12 protein-coding genes are annotated in these 19,083 nt (G+C 60.7%); all 12 read right to left on the bottom strand.

The features are described from left to right. Positions 1-68: 68 nt before the first annotated feature. The 12 genes from I6E51_RS02000 to I6E51_RS01945 all read right to left on the bottom strand — a co-directional run bounded on the left by I6E51_RS02000 (position 69) and on the right by I6E51_RS01945 (position 18,763). Positions 69-914 carry an ABC transporter permease gene (locus I6E51_RS02000; protein ID WP_197109266.1) on the bottom strand — a complete coding sequence of 282 codons (846 nt, stop codon included), beginning with the start codon at positions 912-914 and terminating at the stop codon, positions 69-71. Further along, positions 911-1,801, bottom strand: coding sequence for an ABC transporter ATP-binding protein (locus tag I6E51_RS01995; RefSeq protein ID WP_197106750.1), 891 nt, complete (start codon positions 1,799-1,801; stop codon positions 911-913). Before I6E51_RS01995 ends, I6E51_RS02000 begins: the two co-directional genes overlap by 4 nt. Further along, positions 1,798-2,751 carry an ABC transporter permease gene (locus I6E51_RS01990; RefSeq protein ID WP_197106751.1) on the bottom strand — a complete coding sequence of 318 codons (954 nt, stop codon included), beginning with the start codon at positions 2,749-2,751 and terminating at the stop codon, positions 1,798-1,800. The genes I6E51_RS01995 and I6E51_RS01990 overlap by 4 nt, the downstream gene beginning before the upstream one ends. 4 nt (positions 2,752-2,755) lie before the next feature. After that, entirely contained in the window at positions 2,756-3,772 is a 1,017-nt protein-coding gene (locus I6E51_RS01985) for a TIGR03842 family LLM class F420-dependent oxidoreductase (RefSeq protein WP_197106752.1), read from the bottom strand. Positions 3,773-3,853: 81 nt separating this feature from the next. Next, a complete protein-coding gene (hydA, locus tag I6E51_RS01980; protein ID WP_197106753.1) occupies positions 3,854-5,317 on the bottom strand; it encodes a dihydropyrimidinase in 1,464 nt (487 codons plus the stop codon). A 73-nt stretch (positions 5,318-5,390) separates the two neighbouring features. Beyond that, entirely contained in the window at positions 5,391-6,236 is an 846-nt protein-coding gene (locus I6E51_RS01975) for a nitrilase-related carbon-nitrogen hydrolase (protein ID WP_197106754.1), read from the bottom strand. 241 nt (positions 6,237-6,477) lie between these two features. Next, entirely contained in the window at positions 6,478-7,263 is a 786-nt protein-coding gene (locus I6E51_RS01970; RefSeq protein ID WP_197106755.1) for a YqjF family protein, read from the bottom strand. A gap of 13 nt (positions 7,264-7,276) precedes the next feature. Further along, positions 7,277-7,711 carry a heat shock protein transcriptional repressor HspR gene (locus tag I6E51_RS01965; protein ID WP_197106756.1) on the bottom strand — a complete coding sequence of 145 codons (435 nt, stop codon included), beginning with the start codon at positions 7,709-7,711 and terminating at the stop codon, positions 7,277-7,279. 5 nt (positions 7,712-7,716) lie between these two features. Continuing rightward, positions 7,717-8,715 (bottom strand): DnaJ C-terminal domain-containing protein, encoded by a 999-nt coding sequence (locus I6E51_RS01960; protein WP_197106757.1) that lies wholly within the window; start codon positions 8,713-8,715, stop codon positions 7,717-7,719. A 17-nt stretch (positions 8,716-8,732) separates the two neighbouring features. Next, positions 8,733-9,383 carry a nucleotide exchange factor GrpE gene (locus I6E51_RS01955; protein WP_231599622.1) on the bottom strand — a complete coding sequence of 217 codons (651 nt, stop codon included), beginning with the start codon at positions 9,381-9,383 and terminating at the stop codon, positions 8,733-8,735. Further along, a complete protein-coding gene (dnaK, locus tag I6E51_RS01950) occupies positions 9,384-11,252 on the bottom strand; it encodes a molecular chaperone DnaK (RefSeq protein ID WP_197109265.1) in 1,869 nt (622 codons plus the stop codon). A gap of 236 nt (positions 11,253-11,488) precedes the next feature. Next, a complete protein-coding gene (locus I6E51_RS01945; protein WP_197109264.1) occupies positions 11,489-18,763 on the bottom strand; it encodes an SdrD B-like domain-containing protein in 7,275 nt (2,424 codons plus the stop codon). Positions 18,764-19,083 lie beyond the last annotated feature (320 nt).

The raw sequence follows: 19,083 nt of genomic DNA, 5'->3' as shown, positions 1-19,083 counted from the left end.
TGCAAGTGGATACTGCTGGTAGAGCTGGTGGAGCGGTTATCTCCTTCCCTTTTCTGCGCGGGGTGCTGTCATCGGGAGCCCCCGGTCGGTACACGGCGCAGCACTAGTCGTTCGAGTGCGAGCGTCGCGAGGTAGAAGAGCAGGCCGAGAGCGATGGATGCCCCGACATAGGCCCACGCGCGGGAATACGCGCTTGAGGCTGCCGAGGTCGCAATCAGGCTGCCGAGTCCGCCGCGTGGTCCACCGAAGTATTCCGCCACGAGGGCAGAGATGACGGCGAGCGACGAAGCGATGCGGATGCCAGTGAGGATAAAGGGGCGGGCTGTCGGCAGGGTGAGCGAGCGCAACATCTGTCCGGAGCTTGCCGCGTAGGCCTTCATCAGGTCACGGTGCACTGGCCGCGTTTGGCGGAACCCGCGCAGGGTGTTGATGAAGATGGGAACGAACGACGCGATAGCGGCAATCGCTTGGCGACCGAACTGGCTGTCGGCCCCAAACATGGAGTTGAGCACCGGGGCGAGAGCCACGATCGGAACAACCGCGAGCGCGGCAATGATCGGTGCACTCATCTGGTCGGCGATGCGCCACCGGGCGGCGACCGCCGCGAGAACGATCCCGAGCAGCGAACCGACGAGCAAACCCAGGAGGCTGTTCGTGCCGGTGAGCACCGTTGCCGAGACGACGGCTGGCCAGTACGCGACCAGTTCCGCCATGATCGATGTCGGGCTCGGCAGCAGGTAGTCGGAGACGCCACCGACGGTGACGAGAAACTGCCAGATGGCGAGCACGATGATTCCGAGCGTGACGGGCGCGACCACGCGAAGGATCGACTCCGTTCGCGGGCTCCAGCCCTTGGTGCGCGTGGCACCGGTTCCGGCACCGATGATCGCGTTGGCGGTCGTGTTTGTCGTCATCGGGTGTCCACTCCCCTGGCGGCGCGCGGTGCGGGGTTTTCCGCATCCGAGGCTCCGCCGTGCAGTGCTTCACGCACTTCGGTCACCATCTCGAAGAACGAGGATGCTTCGCGCAGGTCGTCGTCACGTTCTTCGCGGCCGTCAGCAGCATCCAATCGCATCGGGATGATGTCGCTGATGCGACCGGGCCGCGGCGACATGACCACAACGCGGTCGGAGAGGAACACGGCTTCAGGAATCGAGTGCGTCACGAATACGACAGCAGCTCCGGTGTCGGCGGCGATGCGCACGAGGTCGGTCTGCATCTTCTCGCGCGTCATCTCGTCGAGGGCGCCGAACGGCTCATCCATCAGCAACAGTCGCGGTTGCTCTGCCAGCGAGCGGGCAATCGCCACACGCTGCTGCATTCCGCCCGAGAGCTGGTCAGGAAAACGGTCAGCGAACTCGGTGAGGCCAACCATCTCGAGCAGGTCAGCAACGCGAGTGCGCCGAGCAGCGGATGCCACCCCGTGCAGTTCCAGCGGAAGCGCAACGTTCGCTGCCACCGTGCGCCACGGCAAAAGCCCGGCCTGCTGAAAAGCGATGCCGTAGTCCTGGTCGAGGCGAGCCTGCGTCGCCGTCTTACCGAACACCGTCAGCTCCCCCGAAGTCGGAACATCGAGGTCAGCAATGAGTCTCATGAGCGTTGACTTGCCACAGCCCGACGGGCCGATGAGGGAGACGAACTCGCCGGCCTCAACGGTGAGGTCGATTCCTTCAAGCGCGTGAACGATGCCCGAGGCAGTCTGGAACTGTTTGTTGAGACCGCGAACGGCAACAGCAGCATCCGAAACATCGGTCGTCACCGTTTCTGCGGCGGGAGTGGTGGTCGGGATCTGGTCGCTCATGCGGCCTCCTCGGTTCGTCGGTAGTCCTTGAGAATGATGCCGAGCAGTGCAACGGAACCGGCCGCCACAAGGCCGAGCACGATTGCGCCGAAGATGGGGCCCCACGCCTTCGAGGGGTCGCCCGATGCTTGACCGGCAAATTGAATGAGTAGGCGTCCGATGCCGCCTTGAAGTCCGGTCGATACTTCCGCGACAACCGCGCCGATGACAGCGTTCGCTGCTCCGAGTCGCAGCGCAGGCAGAAGGTATGGAACGGCTGCGGGCAAGCGCAGTCGCACGAGCGTCGGCCAGTAGCCAGCGGCATACGTGTCGAAGAGCTCAACGTGGATGCGGTCGGGAGACTGCAGCCCCTTGAGCGCACCAACGGTGATCGGGAAGAACGCCAGATAGCTCGCAATGAGTGCGACCGACATCCAGTCTTGCCACTCGAAGGAGCCGATCTCCACGCGCGAGCCCCAGCTCTTGACGATCGGCGCAAAGGCGATGAGCGGCACGGTTTGGCTGATGACGATCCAGGGCAGGAGGCCGAATTCGGCGAGACGCCAGCGTTGCATGAGGAGCGCAAAAACGACTCCCACAATCACTCCGACAGCCCAGCCAGCAGCAGCGATTCCGAGCGTCATGAGCGAGGCAAGCGCCACGACTGCCCAGAGCGGAAGCGCACCATCTGCTCGCGTGACGGGCTCCGCGAGCCGCGTCATCATGTCCCACAGGTGAGGCATAGCGAGGTCGGTCGTGCGCGGAAGCACGCGAAGTTCGCCGATGAGCACGCCGTTGTCGGGACCGAAGAACTTGTAGCCCTCCCAGATGAGTGCGATGAGCGCTACGCCAGCGATGCCCCAGAGGAAGCCGCCGAGCAGCCGAGTGCGCGCGGGGTTAGCCACCGCACCCGGCGAACTCGCAGGGCGGACGGCAACCTCCCCACGCTTATCGTTTCGGGTTGCCGTCATCGGGTTAGACCTTCGCCGTCACTGTTTCGGTGAGGGCCGGGATTACCGTCTCGCCGTAGACCCGCATGGTCTCTTCTTTGTTGTCGTGCTGCAGGTAGCCGGCGAACTGATCGACACCGAGTTCGCGCAGCTTCTCGAGCTTCTCGATGTGCTCCTCAGCGGTTCCCATGACGCAGAACCGATCGACGATCTCGTCGGGCACAAACGCCGCGTGCGTATTGCCCGCTTGACCGTGCTGGTTGTAGTCGTAGCCTTCACGCTTCTCGATGTAGTCGGTGAGAGCCTTCGGCACGTCTCCGTCAGAGCCGTACTTCTTCACGATGTCGGCCACGTGGTTTCCCACCATGCCTCCGAACCAGCGGCACTGGTCGCGCATGTGCTCCCAGTCATCACCGATGTACATGGGCGCTGCAACGCAGAACTTGATCGACATCGGGTCGCGTCCCGCAGCTTCAGCAGCGTCGCGCACCTTCTTGATCATCCAGGCGGCAATGTCGAGGTCAGCGAGCTGCAAGATGAAGCCGTCTCCGACTTCACCGGTGAGCTTGAGCGCGAGCGGGCCATAGGCCGCAACCCACATCTCGAGCTCAGAGCCCTTGCTCCATGGCAGCTGCAACTGCGCTCCGCCATATTCGACCGAACGCGAGTTCGCGAGTTCGCGGATGACGTGAATCGACTCCCGCAGATCCTTTAGGGTCGTGGGCTTGCCGTTGGTCACGCGCACAGCCGAGTCGCCGCGGCCAATGCCACAGACGGTGCGGTTGCCGTACATCTCGTTGAGCGTGGCGTAGGTAGACGCCGTGACGGTCCAGTCGCGCGTGGCCGGGTTGGTCACCATCGGTCCGACGATCACCTTGCGGGTCTCGGCCAAGATCTGGCTATAGATCACATAGGGCTCTTGCCACAGGATGTGCGAGTCAAAGGTCCAGACGTAGGTGAAGCCGTGCGCCTCTGCAAGCTTCGCGAGTTGAACGGTTCGTGCCGACGGCGGGTTGGTCTGAAGTACTGCTCCGAAGTCCATGGGGCTCCTCATTCGTGGTGGAAGGTCGTTTAAAGTGCAGCATCCGCTGGTGGTAGCCAGCGGATGCTGCAGCGAAACCGTTTAGGTCAGGTACTGAGTGAGGCCGCGCTTCATGAAGCGACCGTCACCCTTGGTGCCGAGGTATTGGTCGTCATCGACGATGACCTTGCCGCGCGAGATAACAGTGTCAACGTGACCATCGATCTCGAAGCCCTCCCAGGCAGCGTGGTCCATGTTCATGTGGTGCTTCTTGCCGGTGGGGTTGCCGTTTTCGTCGACCGGCATACCGATCGAGGTGTGACCATTGGGGTCGTAGACCACGATGTCGGCGTCGGCGCCGGGCTGGATGACACCCTTGCGTCCGTAGATTCCGAACATACGAGCGGGGGTGGTGCTCGTCAGTTCGACCCAACGCTCGAGCGTGAGCTCGCCGGTGACAACACCTTGATACATGAGGTCCATGCGGTGTTCGACGGTTCCCATGCCGTTGGGGATCTTGCGGAAGTCCGCAAGGCCCAACTCTTTTTGGTCCTTCATGCAGAACGGGCAGTGGTCGGTGGAGACCATCTGCACATCGTTCGTGCGCAGCGACTGCCACATCGCATCCTGATGGCCCTCTTCGCGTGAACGAAGCGGAGTCGAGCACACCCACTTGGCACCCTCGAAGTGGCCGTACTGCTCACTCTGCGCACCGAGTTGTTCTTCGAGGCTCAAGTAGAGGTACTGCGGGCAGGTCTCAGCAAAGACGTTCTGGCCGCGATCACGAGCGGTGGCGATCTGTTCGACCGCCTGCTTCGCACTCACGTGAACGATGTAGAGCGGGGCGCCAGTGAGCTTCGCGAGCATGATCGCTCGATGCGTCGCTTCCTCTTCCATCTCCCAGGCACGAGCGACACCGTGATAATACGGGTCAGTCTTGCCCTGCTCCACGAGCTGCTCGGCGAGAACGTCGATGACCGGCCCATTCTCGGCGTGCATCATCGTCATCAAGCCGGTGTCGCGAGACACCTGCATTGCCTTGAGGATTTGTGCGTCATCCGAGTAGAAAACTCCGGGGTACGCCATGAACATCTTGAAGCTCGTGATGCCCTCGTCTGGCAGCTTCTCCATCGCCTTGAGCGACTCGGGAGTGACGTCGCCGACGATCTGGTGAAAGCCGTAGTCGATGGCGCAGTTGCCCGCCGCTTTGCCGTGCCACGCAGCGAGCGAATCCTGGATGCGCTCGCCAAAGGTCTGCACCGCAAAGTCGATGATCGAGGTCGTGCCGCCCCACGCCGCAGCGCGAGTGCCCGTCTCGAACGTATCGATTGCCGCGGTGCCACCGAAGGGCAGCTCCATGTGCGTGTGGGCGTCGATGCCACCGGGAATGACGTACTTTCCCGTGGCATCAATGACCTTGTCGACGGATGCCGCAATGTCAGTTCCAAAAAGTGTGCTGCCGGGAGACAACACAGCTTTGATTACTTCGCCGTCGATCAGGACGTCTGCTGGGGCGCGCCCCGTTGAGCTGACGACCGTACCGCCGGAAATGAGAGTGGTGGCCATGATTCGCTCCTCTGCGATGTCGTGTGCCTACTGTTCCCCGGGCGCCAAAACAACCGGGGGCTGAAGTTATGGCTTACTTAGGGATCGACAGGTAGGCGTCGGGGCGACGGTCACGGTAGAACTGCCAGTCGTCGCGCATTTCCTGCACGAGATCCATGTCGAGATCGCGAATCATGATCTCTTCATCGGTTCCTGAGCCACGTTCGCCCACGAAGTTTCCGCGGGGGTCGATGACCTGGCTGGTGCCGTAGAAGTCGACAGCTTCGTCGCCGTACTCGTTGTCTTCGAGACCAACACGGTTGGGCTGAAGCACAAAGTAGCCGTTGGCCACTGCTGCTGCTGGACCTTCAACCTCCCAGAGGCGGTTGGAGAGTCCGGGCTTCGTGGCATTCGGGTTGAAGACGATCTCGGCGCCGTTGAGCCCGAGTTCGCGCCATCCCTCGGGGAAGTGGCGGTCGTAACAAATGTGAACGCCCACCTTGCCGACGGCGGTGTTGAACATCGGGAAACCCAAGTTGCCGGGCGTGAAGTAGAACTTCTCCCAGAACTTGTCGAGGTGAGGAATGTGGTGCTTGCGGTACGAACCAAGGTTGGTGCCATCGGAGTCAACAACGACGGCGGTGTTGTAATACAGGCCCGTCATCGCTTCTTCGTAGATCGGCAGAATCATGACCATATCGAGCTCTTTAGCCAGGGCTTGGAAGCGCGTCACGATCGGGCCATCAACAGGCTCGGCGTAGCGGTAATACTTCTTGTCCTGAGTGATCCCGAAATAGGGACCGTAGAAAAGCTCTTGGAAGCAGATGATCTGGGCGCCTTGCGCCTTCGCATCCCGAGCGAACTGCTCGTGCTTCTGAATCATCGACTCCTTGTCGCCTGTCCAAGTGGTCTGAGTGATTGCTGCGCGAACCGTTGTCATTGTGCCTCCTGCGTTATTCGGCGTCATTGCCTGCGGCGATGAACCGGGAAAATGACACGCGAACGGGAACTATCCCCGTTCACCCATTCTCTAGGTTCATCGTTTCAATCGTGTTGTGCCTATGTGACGGTGTGGTTACTCATCATGTCCCTCTCCAGCGCAAGAGGCAATGCTCATTTGTGCTGATGAGACCATGTTGTGCAAAATTGTCTATACAATTCCACAATATTTCTCGAAATACTTACGAAGTCGGCGCGAATGTCCAGATTGCGCTCGCTCGAGGCTGACGCGCAAGAGCAGGCTGGCGAGGCGCCGCAAACACCGTCGTCACCTCGCTCGCGTACATCACCGAATCCGGAACACGGTCGGCCAGACCCTCAAAACCAGCCGCAGCGAGCAAGCCATCCTCGAGGTAGACCAGTTCAGCCGATTGCAACGGCCACGGTTCGTGGTGGTTGCGCGAGTAGATCGTGCGTCCACGATGAGTTTCGTGAAACCCCCACCGAGCGGTCAGGAACGTAGCCAAGGGGTCAGCCGCGAGCGCAACACTCGCCGCCGGATCATCCACCGGTTTCACAATGATGTGGGATGCGGCATCCGGCTGACCGTGCCGTTTCGTTTTGTAGGCAATCTGCCCGTCTCGCTGCCCGATCTTCATCGACGCCCACTGGTACGGCAAACCAAAGGCGAGCCGCGCGGTGAGCACCGGAATCAAGTGCGACGCTTCGAGCGAAAGGAAGACCACTCCGCGCCGCCCGTGCTCATCAACGGAGTACAGCCGAACGTTCACTTCGGGAAAGTCACCGAGCCACGGGATGCTTGGCCCGCCAAAGAAGGAGCTTTGCGACATCTGAAAGGCGATGAGCCCCACCCACGTGCTGCCATTGAGCGTATCGGGGCGGCATCCCGCGGGCAGCAGCGGAGCCACGACCGCAGGATCAACCCGCCAGTGCAGGAACGTTACTTCGCTCCAGCGCTGCCGCAGAATAGCGGAGCCGCCGAGCGGTGGGGCTTGCCGAAACATCATCAGATGCCCGCAATCACCGGGGAAGTTGGTTATCGCGCCTCACGAAGGGGCGCCACAGTTCGACCTGATTGGCGCGCTCGGTGCGGGTTCCCGCTTTGAGCGAGATCACCTCACCAGCAGAACCGGCCGCGAAGACGCGTCGGCCCGGTTTTGACAGCAGTTCATCGGCAAGCGCGGCTTCGAGTTCGCGCACGCGCGTGCTGAGTTCGGACACTTGATTTTCAAGATCGAGGATCCGTTTAATGCCCTCAAGGTTGAGACCTTCAGCGCTGAGCGCTGCGATCTCACGCAACTGCATCACGTCGCGCATGGAGTAGCGCCGCGAACGACCGCTGGTTCTCGTGGGAGACACGAGACCCAGACGGTCGTACTGTCGCAGTGTCTGCGGATGCATGCCCGCCAACTCCGCCGCAACGGCGATAGCAAAGGCGGGACTCAGCTCATCCATGACTATTAGCTCCTGGCTCTGGCAATCAGTTCTTCCCGCGGATTTTCCGCGGGCATCGCTTCAGCAAAGGCCTCGAGGTGCTTGAGCGCAGCTTCTGGGATGCGGTTAGGCACCGCCACTTGCACTTCAGCAAGCAGGTCTCCGGTTGCTTTCGCTGTCGCCACTCCGCGACCCTTTACTCGCAATACTCGTCCGCTCGGGGTTCCCGGCGCAACCTTCAGTTTCACCGGTGCACCGCCCAGGGTCGGCACCTCAATAGTGGCGCCGAGCACAGCTTCCGCAAACGTCACGGGAACAACAACACGAAGGTTGCTGCCGTCACGCTCGAACACCGGATGCTTGCGCACAGAGACCGTGAGCACCAGGTCGCCAGCGGGGCCACCATTGGGGCTCGCCTCGCCTTTGCCCTTGAGGCGGATCTTCTGACCGTCGCTGACTCCCGCAGGAATCTTGACGTTCATCGGACGACCGCCAGCAGGCTGGAGTTTGATCGTTTCGCCGTTTATCGCGGTTGCAAAATCGAGTGTCGTGTTTGCTGCCAGATCGCGGCCCTTTGCGGGACCACCACGGAATCCAGGGCCACCGCCGGGGCCGGCTTGGCCACCGAACATGCCACCGAGAAGGTCTTCGAAGCTTGCGCTTGATTGCCCTCCGCCGTAGCTCTGACCGCCACCATAACTCTGGCCACCGCCACCGAACATGCCACCAAAGACATCCTCGAAGCCGCCGGCCTGACCACCTTGGCCACCCGCTTGGAAGCGAGCGCCCGAGCCCATGGCACGAACCTGATCGTATTCTTTGCGCGTCTCGGCATCAGAGAGCACGGAGTGCGCTTCACTGATCTCCTTGAAGCGCTCTTCGGCCTTCGGATCTCCCGGGTTCGAATCCGGGTGAAACTGGCGCGCGAGTTTGCGATAGGTCTTCTTCAACTCGGCCTCGGAGATGTCTTTCGACACCCCGAGCACCTTGTAAAAGTCCTTATCGAACCAATCTTGGCTAGCCACTACACGCCACCCCCGACCTAATCAGCGGGGCCGGAGACAGCAACCTTCGCGGCACGCACAACGCGCTCACCAAGAATGTAGCCCGGCTCAACGACATCAGCGATCGTGTTTTCGGTCGCCTCAGGATTGTTCAAATGAACAACAGCCTCGTGGAACGCAGGATCAAAGACTTCGCCCTTTTCACCGATCTTGCGCAGTCCGAACCGCTCAAAACTTGAGTTGATCTTCTGTGCCACAAGCGCGATGGGGGTTCCCTCAAGGATGTCGCCGTGCTTGTCGGCACGGTCGAGATCATCGAGGGCGGGAAGCAGTGAACGGATGACGTCGGCGATTACGGCTTCGCGGTTCGCGACCCGATCCCGCTCAACGCGAGTGCGGAAGTTCACCAACTCAGCCTGAGCACGCAACATCTGATCACGCATCTCAGCGACGAGGTCCCGACTAGCTTCCTCAAGAAGACGCTTGTCTTCTTCACTCAGCTCATCGGGGGCCTTCGTGGCGTCCTCGGGAGGCTCCTCGTCAGAGGAAGGCTGCCCCTCGGCTGCCGCAGATTCCTCTGCAGCAGCCGAGTCGGCCGCACTCACGTCGCCAGTTTCCGGATCAACACGACTTTCGTCGTCGTTCACCGGCTCTTGGTTGTCGTCGTGGTCCGTGTTTTTGTCAGACATCTACTTCTTGTCCGTGTCAGCTTCGTCTTCGTCGACAACTTCAGCGTCGACGATGTCCTCGTCGGAGCTTTCGTCAGCGGCAGCGCTTTCGCCCTCTGCAGCGGCCTCAGGGTTTTCTTCCTGGTGCTTGTAGATTGCTTCGCCCAGCTTCTGCTGGCTCTCGGTGAGCTTGTCGAACGCGGTCTTGACTTCTGCTTCGTCATCTCCGGCGAGCGCCGTGTTGAGTGCGTCAACGTCGGCCTGAACCTCAGTCTTGACGTCTTCCGGCAGCTTCTCAGCGTTGTCGGTGATGAGCTTTCCGGTGGAGTACGCGAGCTGCTCTGCGTTGTTGCGAACCTCGGCTGCCTCGCGGCGGGCCTTGTCTTCTGCAGCGTGCTCTTCGCCCTCGCGAACCATACGCTCGATGTCGTCCTTCGACAGGCTTGAACCGCCCGTGATGACCATCGACTGCTCCTTGCCGGTGCCCTTGTCCTTAGCGGACACGTGCACGATGCCGTTAGCGTCGATGTCGAAAGTGACCTCAACCTGCGGGATTCCACGAGGCGCCGGTGCGATACCGGTGAGCTCGAAGGTTCCGAGGTTCTTGTTGTCGCGAGTGAACTCACGCTCACCCTGGAAGACCTGAATCGACACGGAAGGCTGGTTGTCATCCGCCGTGGTGAAGGTCTCGCTGCGCTTGGTCGGGATTGCCGTGTTGCGGTCGATGAGCTTGGTCATCATTCCGCCCTTGGTCTCGATGCCGAGGCTCAGCGGGGTGACGTCGATAAGCAGAACGTCCTTGCGCTCACCCTTCAACACACCAGCCTGGAGTGCAGCACCAACGGCTACGACCTCATCGGGGTTAACGCCCTTGTTGGGTTCCTTGCCACCGGTGAGCTTCTTGACGAGCTCAACGACGGCGGGCATACGAGTCGATCCACCCACGAGTACAACGTGTGCAACGTCGCTCAGCTTGACGCCGGCTTCCTTGATGACATCGTTGAAGGGCTTCTGAACGCGCTCGAGCAGGTCGGCGGTGAGTTCTTCGAACTTGGCGCGCGAGAGGGTCTCGTCGAGGTTGGCTGGGCCACTCTCGGTGAGCGAGAGATACGGGAGCTGGATGCTTGCCGTCATCTGCGAGGAGAGTTCCTTCTTGGCCTGCTCGGCAGCTTCCTTGAGGCGCTGCTTGGCAATCTTGTCGCCAGAAACGTCAACACCGGTCGAGTCCTTGAAGCGCTTGATCAGGTAGTCAACGACGCGGGCGTCCCAGTCGTCACCACCGAGGCGGTTGTCACCGGAGGTGGACTTGACCTGAATGGTGGAGAAGTCGTCGTCTTTGCCCACTTCGAGCAGCGAGACGTCGAACGTTCCGCCACCGAGGTCGAAGACCAGAATGAGTTCGTCTTCTTTACCCTTGTCGAGGCCGTAGGCCAGTGCAGCAGCGGTGGGCTCGTTGATGATGCGCAGAACGTTGAGGCCCGCGATCTCACCGGCTTCCTTCGTTGCCTGACGCTCAGCGTCGTTGAAGTAGGCGGGAACGGTGATTACTGCGTCGGTGACGTCTTCACCCAGGTACTGTTCGGCATCGCGCTTGAGCTTGGCAAGCGTGCGAGCGGAAATTTCCTGCGGGGTGTACTTCTTGTCGTCGATCGCGACGCTCCAGTCAGTACCGATGTGGCGCTTGACGGATGCGATGGTGCGGTCGACGTTAGTGACGGCCTGGCGCTTTGCGGTTTCACCAACGAGGACTTCGCCATCTTTGGTGAATGCGACGACGGATGGCGTGGTGCGCATTCCTTCGGCGTTTGCAATGACGGTGGGTTCTCCACCTTCGAGTACGGCAACTACCGAGTTGGTGGTTCCGAGGTCAATACCTACTGCTCGAGCCATGTGCTCTTACTCCTTTAAGTCTCGTGAAGCACGAACTTGAGTCGCGCTGTATCAAGTTTGCGCCTGCTCGCGCCGAGAGTCAAGCCGCGTAGCTGAAAGTTGAGTGGGAGTGACTCAAGGTAACGTCGTTGGCTCAATCAATGACTGACGAGCCGGGAGGGCACAAGCAAATGGCGCGGTGAGCATGCACAGGGCCCGACGCCCCACACGCTCACCGCGCCAACTCGCTAGCGCTGCTAGCTACTTGTTATCTGCTTCTGCTTTTCTCCGCCACGCACCCGACGTGCCGGCAAGAGAAGGAACAGTCCGCCGAGCAGGAGCAGCCCTGCGAGCGATCCTCCTAACGCGATGTTCGAACCCGTGAAGGCGAGCATCAACGTTGTGAGTCCCTGGATGACCGAGCGTGTGCCAAAGGCAGGCAGCTCGACCGTTGAAGTAGTTCCCGTCGACGGGCGGTACTCGGCGTCAACCGACGCGAGGTCGACCGTTGCCGTGTAGGTACCGGCAGGCAGGTTCGTGAGTTCCCACGCTCCATTCGCGTCGGTGGTGACGCGCACGGTTACCGGACCATTCGGGCCATCCCACACGACATCCAACTCCGCGTTCGGGATGCCCTTGTCGCCACTGTCGCGGACGCCATTGCCGTTCGGGTCATCGAACACAATGCCGTTGAGCGTTGCGCTACCGACCACGATGAAGTCAACGTCGAGGCGAGTTTCACCCGAGACGAGCGTTGCCGTGGTCTCGGAGAACACGTCGCCGTCGAGGTCCGAGCTCGGCACGTAACCTTCGGTCAACGTCGTGGGGTCATAGGAGACCTTCACTTCGCCAGCCGGCAGTCCCTCAACGAGGTAGTTGCCGTTCTCATCCGTCGTGGTGGTGATGACGAGGTCGTCTTCGTTACCGAAGATCCCGTCGGAACCGGGGCTCGTCACCGTCATGACGATTCCGGAAAGTCCGGGCTCGTTGGTGTCCTGAACTCCGTCGTTGTCGACGTCGAGCCAGAGCAGGTCGCCGACTCCCGCGTCACCGCGGTAACCGAAGTCCTGATCGAGGTTCTCTTCGCCGCCACGGAGCGGAAGCTCAGAAGCGTCGTCGGCTCCACCATCGGGGTCAACCGTTGAGGTCAGCCCTGCAGGCAGGTTCGAGAGTTCGACGGTGAAGAGTCCCGAAGGAAGGTCTTCGAAGAGGTAGTTGCCGTTGGCATCCGTCTTCGTCGTCGAGACCACATCGTCGGCATTGCCGAGTACGCCGTCGAGGCCAGCCCAAGTGAGCGTGACGACTACCTCGGCGATGCCGGGCTCAGTCGCGTCAACAATGCCGTCACCGTTCTGGTCAAGCCAGACAGTGTCGCCAATCTTGCCGGTGCCGACATAACCGAAGTCGATGTTGTCGAGATCGGTCGCTGCAGGCAGCGCAACGGCGGTCGTGGAGTTGGGGCCAACACCGGAAGCAACCGTGGCTGCCGTCGGTTGGTTGGGGCCAGCATCCGCATCGAACGTCGGCGTCACGCCAGAAGGCAGCGTCGTCGTGTCAACCGTGGCGGTGTAGTTGCCCTCGGGCAGACCGTCGAAGAGGTACTTGCCGTTGGAGTCGGTGGTTTCAACGAACGTGACGTCATCGCCGCCACCCTCTACGCCATCCGCACCGAACCAGACGAGGGTGACCTCGGCGTCGGGCAAGCCGGGCTCGCCAGCATCCTTGACGCCATCCTTGTTGAGGTCGAGCCACACGGTGTCGGAGATGCTGGAGTTGCCGGCATAACCGAAGTCCTGCTTGAGATCAGAGCCGACGAGCGTTACAGCCGACTCTTCGTCAGGTGACGTCGTGCCGCTGTCGTTGTCGAAGGTGGGGCTGAAGCCAGCAGGCACGCCACTGACAACCTCGACGATGAAATTACCGTCGGGGATCTCGGTGACAGTCCAGTCACCATTGCTGTCCGTCGTTGCCTCGAACTCGAGGTCGCCAGCAGCGCCGGAGCCGCCAAGAACGCCATCGGTACCGAGGTAGGTGACGAGAATCTTCACGCCAGCCAACCCAGGCTCGTTGCTGTCTTGAACGCCATCCTTGTTGCGGTCCCACCACACGCGGTCTCCGATAACGGAGGTCACGTCGTAGCCGAAGTCAACGTTGGTGACAGCGTCGCCGTTCTCGAGCGTCACAGGCGCCTCGGAGTCGTTGTCGGCATCGAGGTCGAAGCTGTTCGTGGCACCAGCCGGCAGGCCACCCGTTACCGCTACCGAGAAGTTACCCGGGAGCAGGTTCGGGAAGCTGTAGAGGCCGTCGCCGTCGGTTGTCGTAGTGAAGACTCCGTCGTCACCGCCGCCAAGAACACCGTCTTCGCCAAACCAGGTCAGTTCAACCTGAGCGCCAAAGATTCCGGGCTCGGTGTCATCCTGAACACCATCGCCGTTGCGGTCGATCCACACGAAGTCACCGATGGATGCCGTACCGGCGTAGCCAAAGTCTTGGTCGACACGGTTCTGGCCGGCCGTCAATGCGGTTGTCGAGCTCGTGCTCGTTCCGCCATTGGGGTCGGAGACAACGGCGTAGCCTGCGGGCAGGTCGCTCACCGTGACGGTGTACGGGCCAGCAGGAAGCAGGCCGACCGTGTACTCGCCATCGGCATCCGTCGACGTGGTGTACGTGATGTTGTCGTCAGTCGTGGAGAGATCCCCGTCGAGGCCGCCGAAGACAACCGTGACGGTCGCGCCGGGCAGGCCGGGCTCGTTCGTGTCTTGAACGCCATCCTTGTCTTGGTCGAACCAGATGAAGTCACCGATCGAGCCGGTTCCCGTGTAGCCGAAGTCGACGTCGCGCTTCTTGTCGTTCTCGGCGAGGGTGCCCTGCCAGATGCCGTTAGGCGTGGCGGTGGTGCCGTCGAGGTCGAAGCTCGGAGTCATTCCGGCGGGAAGCGTTGAGGCATCCACTGTCACGCGGTAGAGACCACCGGGCAGCTGGTTGACGAGGTATTCGCCATCGCTGTCAGTCGTTCGAGTGAACGTCTCATCGTCGGCGTTGCCGAAGATTCCGTCAGCTCCTGCGTACACGGCCGTGACGCCGACTCCCGCCAGGGCGGGCTCCGTGGCATCCTGCACGCCGTCGTTGTTGACATCGAACCAGATGAAGTCACCGATCGAGGCGAGGTCGAGTTCGACGCTCACCACATCCGGGGTCACATTGTCGTAGTCCTTGTAGTCGATGTCATCGACCTGCGCGCTAGGAGCAACACCGAAGTAGTGCGGCACGTCAGCCGTATTGATGACTTCCTGCGACGCAACGATTTCACTCGTTTCGTCGACGACAGGCATCGTGACCGTGTACTTGATCGTCACGGATGCGCCAGCCGCAATCGGACCAGCAATCGTCCAGCCGAGCGTTCCGTCTGACGGATCGATATCGGTCGGGGAAACTCCCACAACTCCCGCGGAGGTGAAGTCCGTGACGCGAACGTCAGGAGTGTCGGTGACTGTCACGTCATACGCAGGCGAGTTGCCCGCGTTGCGCACAACAATCGTGTACTCGAGCGGCTCACCGGGCTTGGCACGGCGAGTGTCGCTGTCGCCAACCTGGCCAGCAACATCCTTATCGATAGTCAGTCGCGGTTCGATAACCGAAACGTTGGCGGTCGACGGCGTTCCCACCTTGTCGAAGTCGCCGGGTGCCGGCACCGTTGTGGGGGTTCCCGTGATGGTGTTAACGCTGTTCCAGTACGGGCGAACCGTGTTGACGAGAGTGTTTCCGGATGCTGCAGCAGTCGTCACGATGCCGGTGTAGGTGATCGTGACGGTGCGAGCTTCGGCCTCGGCCGGGTCGAGGTCGCCGATGAAGTAGCCGATGGTGCGGTCGGTCACTGACGGCGATCCGATGAGTGTGGCCGCGGCAGCACACGGCGTGCCATTTTGGTCACACGTCGAGTCGAGGAACTGACCGAAACGCACGTTGGTGGGCATCGTGTCGAGGATTGTCGCGTCGTACGCAACGACGTTCTTCGGAATTGTTACGTCGATCGTGTACGTCACGACCTCACCAATGGTGCGGGTTCCGGGCGATGCTGACTTACTAACGCCCAAGTCTGGCGCCCGCAGTGTCAGCACATCGTCGTCTTTGTACGCTGCAGAACCCGTCGTTGACGTTGAGGTTCGTTCGTTGGGATCGGTGCCCGCAAGTGATGTCGTGGTGACATCAACCGTGTTCACGATTTCAGTTCCACTCAACAGCGGGTCGATCACGCGGGCCTTGTACTTGAGGTTGGGGCCGGCACCGGGGTTGATGCTGGTGACCGTGAAAGTAATGGTGCGCGCTGTTTGGTCCCACGCGCCTCCACCGGGCAAAATCTGACTCGTAGTCACCGGGTTATTGCTCGCATCAACGGGCTGGATGGTGTCGGGGACGTGGTCCACAACGGTGGTGTCATGAGCAACTGAAGCGGTGGCTGTGCTGCTGTTGCGCACAGCAAGTGTGTATTCCACAACCTGGTCAGCAATGACGCGGCCAGCAACGGCGTCACTGGTCTTTGCGACTGAAATCACTGGCTCCACAATGCGGATAGCTGCAGAACTCGAGATCGTCTTCGCGTCGCCGTTGACCGGCTTCCACGTAAATCTGGCCGTGTTGTTGACGTTGTTGTTACGCACCGGCCCCGAAGCATCCAGCACGCGTACGGTGATTGTCAGAACTACCGCATCATCGCCACTATTCGGAAGGTTCTCGTAGGTTTCCCCCAAGGGCGCCTCAACCTTTTGCCCTGTGACGGTTGCATTCTGGCTGGCACCGCCCTCGACAGTGAAGGTAGGCGTACCAACGATCACAAACCGGCTGTCGATCGTGTCAGAGACCACAGGCTTTTGGTAGACCGACGAACCCTCGGGGATCGTCGTCGTGACCGTGTAGGTGATTTCCTCACCGATGGTCGCTTCACTCAGGGTGTTGTAGGTGGACTCAGTGATCGAGGTCGTCGCAGTCTTCAGGATCGTAGGCAGGCGCACGCTCGTGCTGGCGGTGTCCTTCGCCTCGACACTGTTCGCATCGTCCTCAAGCGTGGGGTCGATGTTGTTGACCGGAACGTAGACCTGCGGGTCACCCGTGTTTGTGATGCCTTCGTAGTTGCGAACACCGGCAGTGTTGAGGAAGGTGTCACCGGCAGACGAATCTGCCGGAGTGATGACGTCGTAGGTGACCGTGTAGGAGTCGCCAGCATCCAGCGAAGGAATCGTCCACTCGATTGAGCGCGGGAGTAGCGGGTCACTGCCACACACGCCCGCATCGCTGATGTTCTCGACATCCGAGCACTCCAAGAGGCCCGGGAGGTTGTCACGGATGGAGACGTTTTCGGAATCCTGGCCGCCACTGTTGGTCACGACAACCGCGTACGTGACGCGATCAGTCGCCTGCACCGTAAGCGTGTTGAGCGGGCCATTGGTAACAGCGTCAGTGTTGAGGTGAGTGATGCCCTTGCTGAGGGTCACGATCGGCTTCTCGACGAGCGTGTCTGCGCTGTCCCGCAGCTGAAAGACATCGCCAGCTGTGTTCTGGTACGTCATCTTCATGAGGTTCGATGTGATGTCGCCATCTGTAATGGCCGCAGGATTGGTGATTTCGGCGGTGACGAGAACCTGGAACGTCGTTCCCTTGTCGACATTTCCGATATTCCACGTGAGCAGACGTGACGGGTCGGCGGGATCTAGCGGCACGAACGTGGAAGCAACGTTGTTGAGCGCGGTTTCGGCGTAGTCAACGAAAGTGAAGCCGGCCGGCAAGAAGTCATTCACGACATTGTCGAGCGTGTCGAGTTGGCTCGGGAACGTGACGGTCAACTCGTAGCAAACCCAATCGCCCGGGTGGAACGCACCCACGGCAAGCTCATCCTTGAAATCAAGACCGCTGATTGTGTCGCATGTGCCCGTCATGGCGGCTACTGGCTCAGCTACCTTTTTGGTGAGCGTGATGCCTTCGGCCTGCTGGCTGGCACTTGAGGTGTCAAGAATCTCGATTACTGAGGTCGTGGCGTCGTTGTCGGTGATGATGGTCGTGGATGTCGCCAGGTCGACGGTGTTCGTCCACGAGTCGTTCGAGCTGACGGGGCGCTCCACGTCACCAGAGCCTGTGACGCGGTACGAGGCGAGCGCGGTCGTGAAGACCTTGATTTCTCCACTGTCGGATGCTTCGTCAAATGCTGCGGCATCCCACGACACGGTGATAGTTCCGTCGTCGTTGTAGGTGGGGCCAGAGGTCGGAGCAGGAATGCTGCTTTCGAATTCGAGTCCGTCGGGAATCGTGTCGGTGATCACGATCGTGTCGGTGGAAAGCGCATATTCAGACGACTGGTAGTCGAGCGTCCAGACGCTGTCGGCACCCTGAGTGATGGCATCCACGTCGACTGTTTTCTGGATGGCGACATCTTCTGCAGTGACGGTTGCTGTGGCATCGTCGCTATAGCTCTCGCCATCGCCGGAATAGGTGCCGCTCGTTGCGGCGTAGTTGGTAAGCACTTGCTCGTCATGAGTGAGGTCACCCGTGTTGTTGTCGAGGTTCGCGGTCGCTTCGCCATCGAACGCAACATTTTCGCGCAGCGGGATCGCAGCGGCATAGGCAATGGTCACTACTTCGCCGGCCGCGAGCTCGCGATCGATAGTCCACACAACCTTTGTGTAGACGGCCTCGGCGAGCGGGCCAGCTCCATCAGGGTCAACCACAACGGTGCTCGTGGTCGGGACCAAGCCGTCACAATCAACCGCACTGGGGAAGTTAACGATGCGACCAGACCCGGCGTATTCCTCGGTGTCGGCTGCGCTGTTATCGGCGGCCTCACACCCGAGGAATTCAAGGCCCGCTGGTAGGTAGTCGGTGATGGTGAAGTCGGAGCTGGGGTTCACACCGTTGTTGGTGATGGTGAGTTCGTACACCGTCTGGTGATCGTGCACACCGCGCAGCAGTTCAGATTCAGCGGTGTTCAGCTCGGCCTTATCGAGCACGAAGGGAACGAGGGTGGTGCTTGATTCTGCGGCTCCGCCGACATCGCGTGAGTCTTCGATGACATCGCCGTTGTTGGCATCGAACTTCACCAGTGTGCGCTCGTTGGTGTTGGCCAGCGCTTCAGCGGCACCCGTGAATGTGTCGCCGACCTTGTAGGTGCCCGTCGTCGGGTAGGAGAACGAATAGGTCAATGAAACGACGGCGCCTGACGAGAGGTCGGCAACGTTGTTCCAGATGAGCTTGGTGCTGCCATCGGCGAGCGGAATCCGCTGCGGTGCGCCGTAGTTGGAGTTCGTAACCAGCGTTGCTCCCGCGGGCAGGATGTCGGTGAACGTCAAGTTGTAGGCGTTAGTGCCCGAGGTTTGCTGTGCTGTGAGCGTCACGGAGACATCGTCGCCAAACAACGTCGACGCGCTCACCTGGCGCTGGAGGTCGACGGCGATAGTTGCCTCGGCGGCAGTTGCCACTGCGGCGGGCACGGTAATTCCGGCGGCTAGCAGGGCAGCAATGAGTAATGAGCGCAGCAGAAACTTCACGGGTAAAAGCCTTAAAGATTGACCTAGGGCCTACCTAGATTCGGGTGTAGGCCATAGATAACTCGGGTGGTGTCGGGTTGGTGTTATTCGGGACGAGTCCCCCCAATGGAGGACAGATTTGTAACACCGTGCACCACGGTACGTGAGGGCCCATGATCGCTTGTAGCCCTAGTAGGTGGGTGAAACGGTCTGTCTACGTCCCCCGATTTGTCCTCCCAAGCGCTGACAAGCCCGGAAACGCGGGGATGTGCGCGAATTTTCGTCTCGCGAACGAGCTCCGCCTTCGAAACAACTTTTTGATAACACGCAGATTGCTGCCC

Origin of the sequence: Salinibacterium sp. NSLL17, from assembly GCF_015864935.1 — a bacterium.
Taxonomy (GTDB): Bacteria; Actinomycetota; Actinomycetes; order Actinomycetales; family Microbacteriaceae; genus Rhodoglobus.
This window is presented reverse-complemented; position numbering and strand designations above follow the sequence as displayed.

Coding starts and splice junctions, on each gene's coding strand:
- hydA (WP_197106753.1), bottom strand. CDS start 5,317: ATGGCCACCACTCTCATTTCCGGCGGTACGGTCGTCAGCTCAACGGGG.
- dnaK (WP_197109265.1), bottom strand. CDS start 11,252: ATGGCTCGAGCAGTAGGTATTGACCTCGGAACCACCAACTCGGTAGTT.
- I6E51_RS01995 (WP_197106750.1), bottom strand. CDS start 1,801: ATGAGCGACCAGATCCCGACCACCACTCCCGCCGCAGAAACGGTGACG.
- I6E51_RS01970 (WP_197106755.1), bottom strand. CDS start 7,263: ATGATGTTTCGGCAAGCCCCACCGCTCGGCGGCTCCGCTATTCTGCGG.
- I6E51_RS01975 (WP_197106754.1), bottom strand. CDS start 6,236: ATGACAACGGTTCGCGCAGCAATCACTCAGACCACTTGGACAGGCGAC.
- I6E51_RS01955 (WP_231599622.1), bottom strand. CDS start 9,383: ATGTCTGACAAAAACACGGACCACGACGACAACCAAGAGCCGGTGAAC.
- I6E51_RS01990 (WP_197106751.1), bottom strand. CDS start 2,751: ATGACGGCAACCCGAAACGATAAGCGTGGGGAGGTTGCCGTCCGCCCT.
- I6E51_RS01985 (WP_197106752.1), bottom strand. CDS start 3,772: ATGGACTTCGGAGCAGTACTTCAGACCAACCCGCCGTCGGCACGAACC.
- I6E51_RS02000 (WP_197109266.1), bottom strand. CDS start 914: ATGACGACAAACACGACCGCCAACGCGATCATCGGTGCCGGAACCGGT.
- I6E51_RS01965 (WP_197106756.1), bottom strand. CDS start 7,711: ATGGATGAGCTGAGTCCCGCCTTTGCTATCGCCGTTGCGGCGGAGTTG.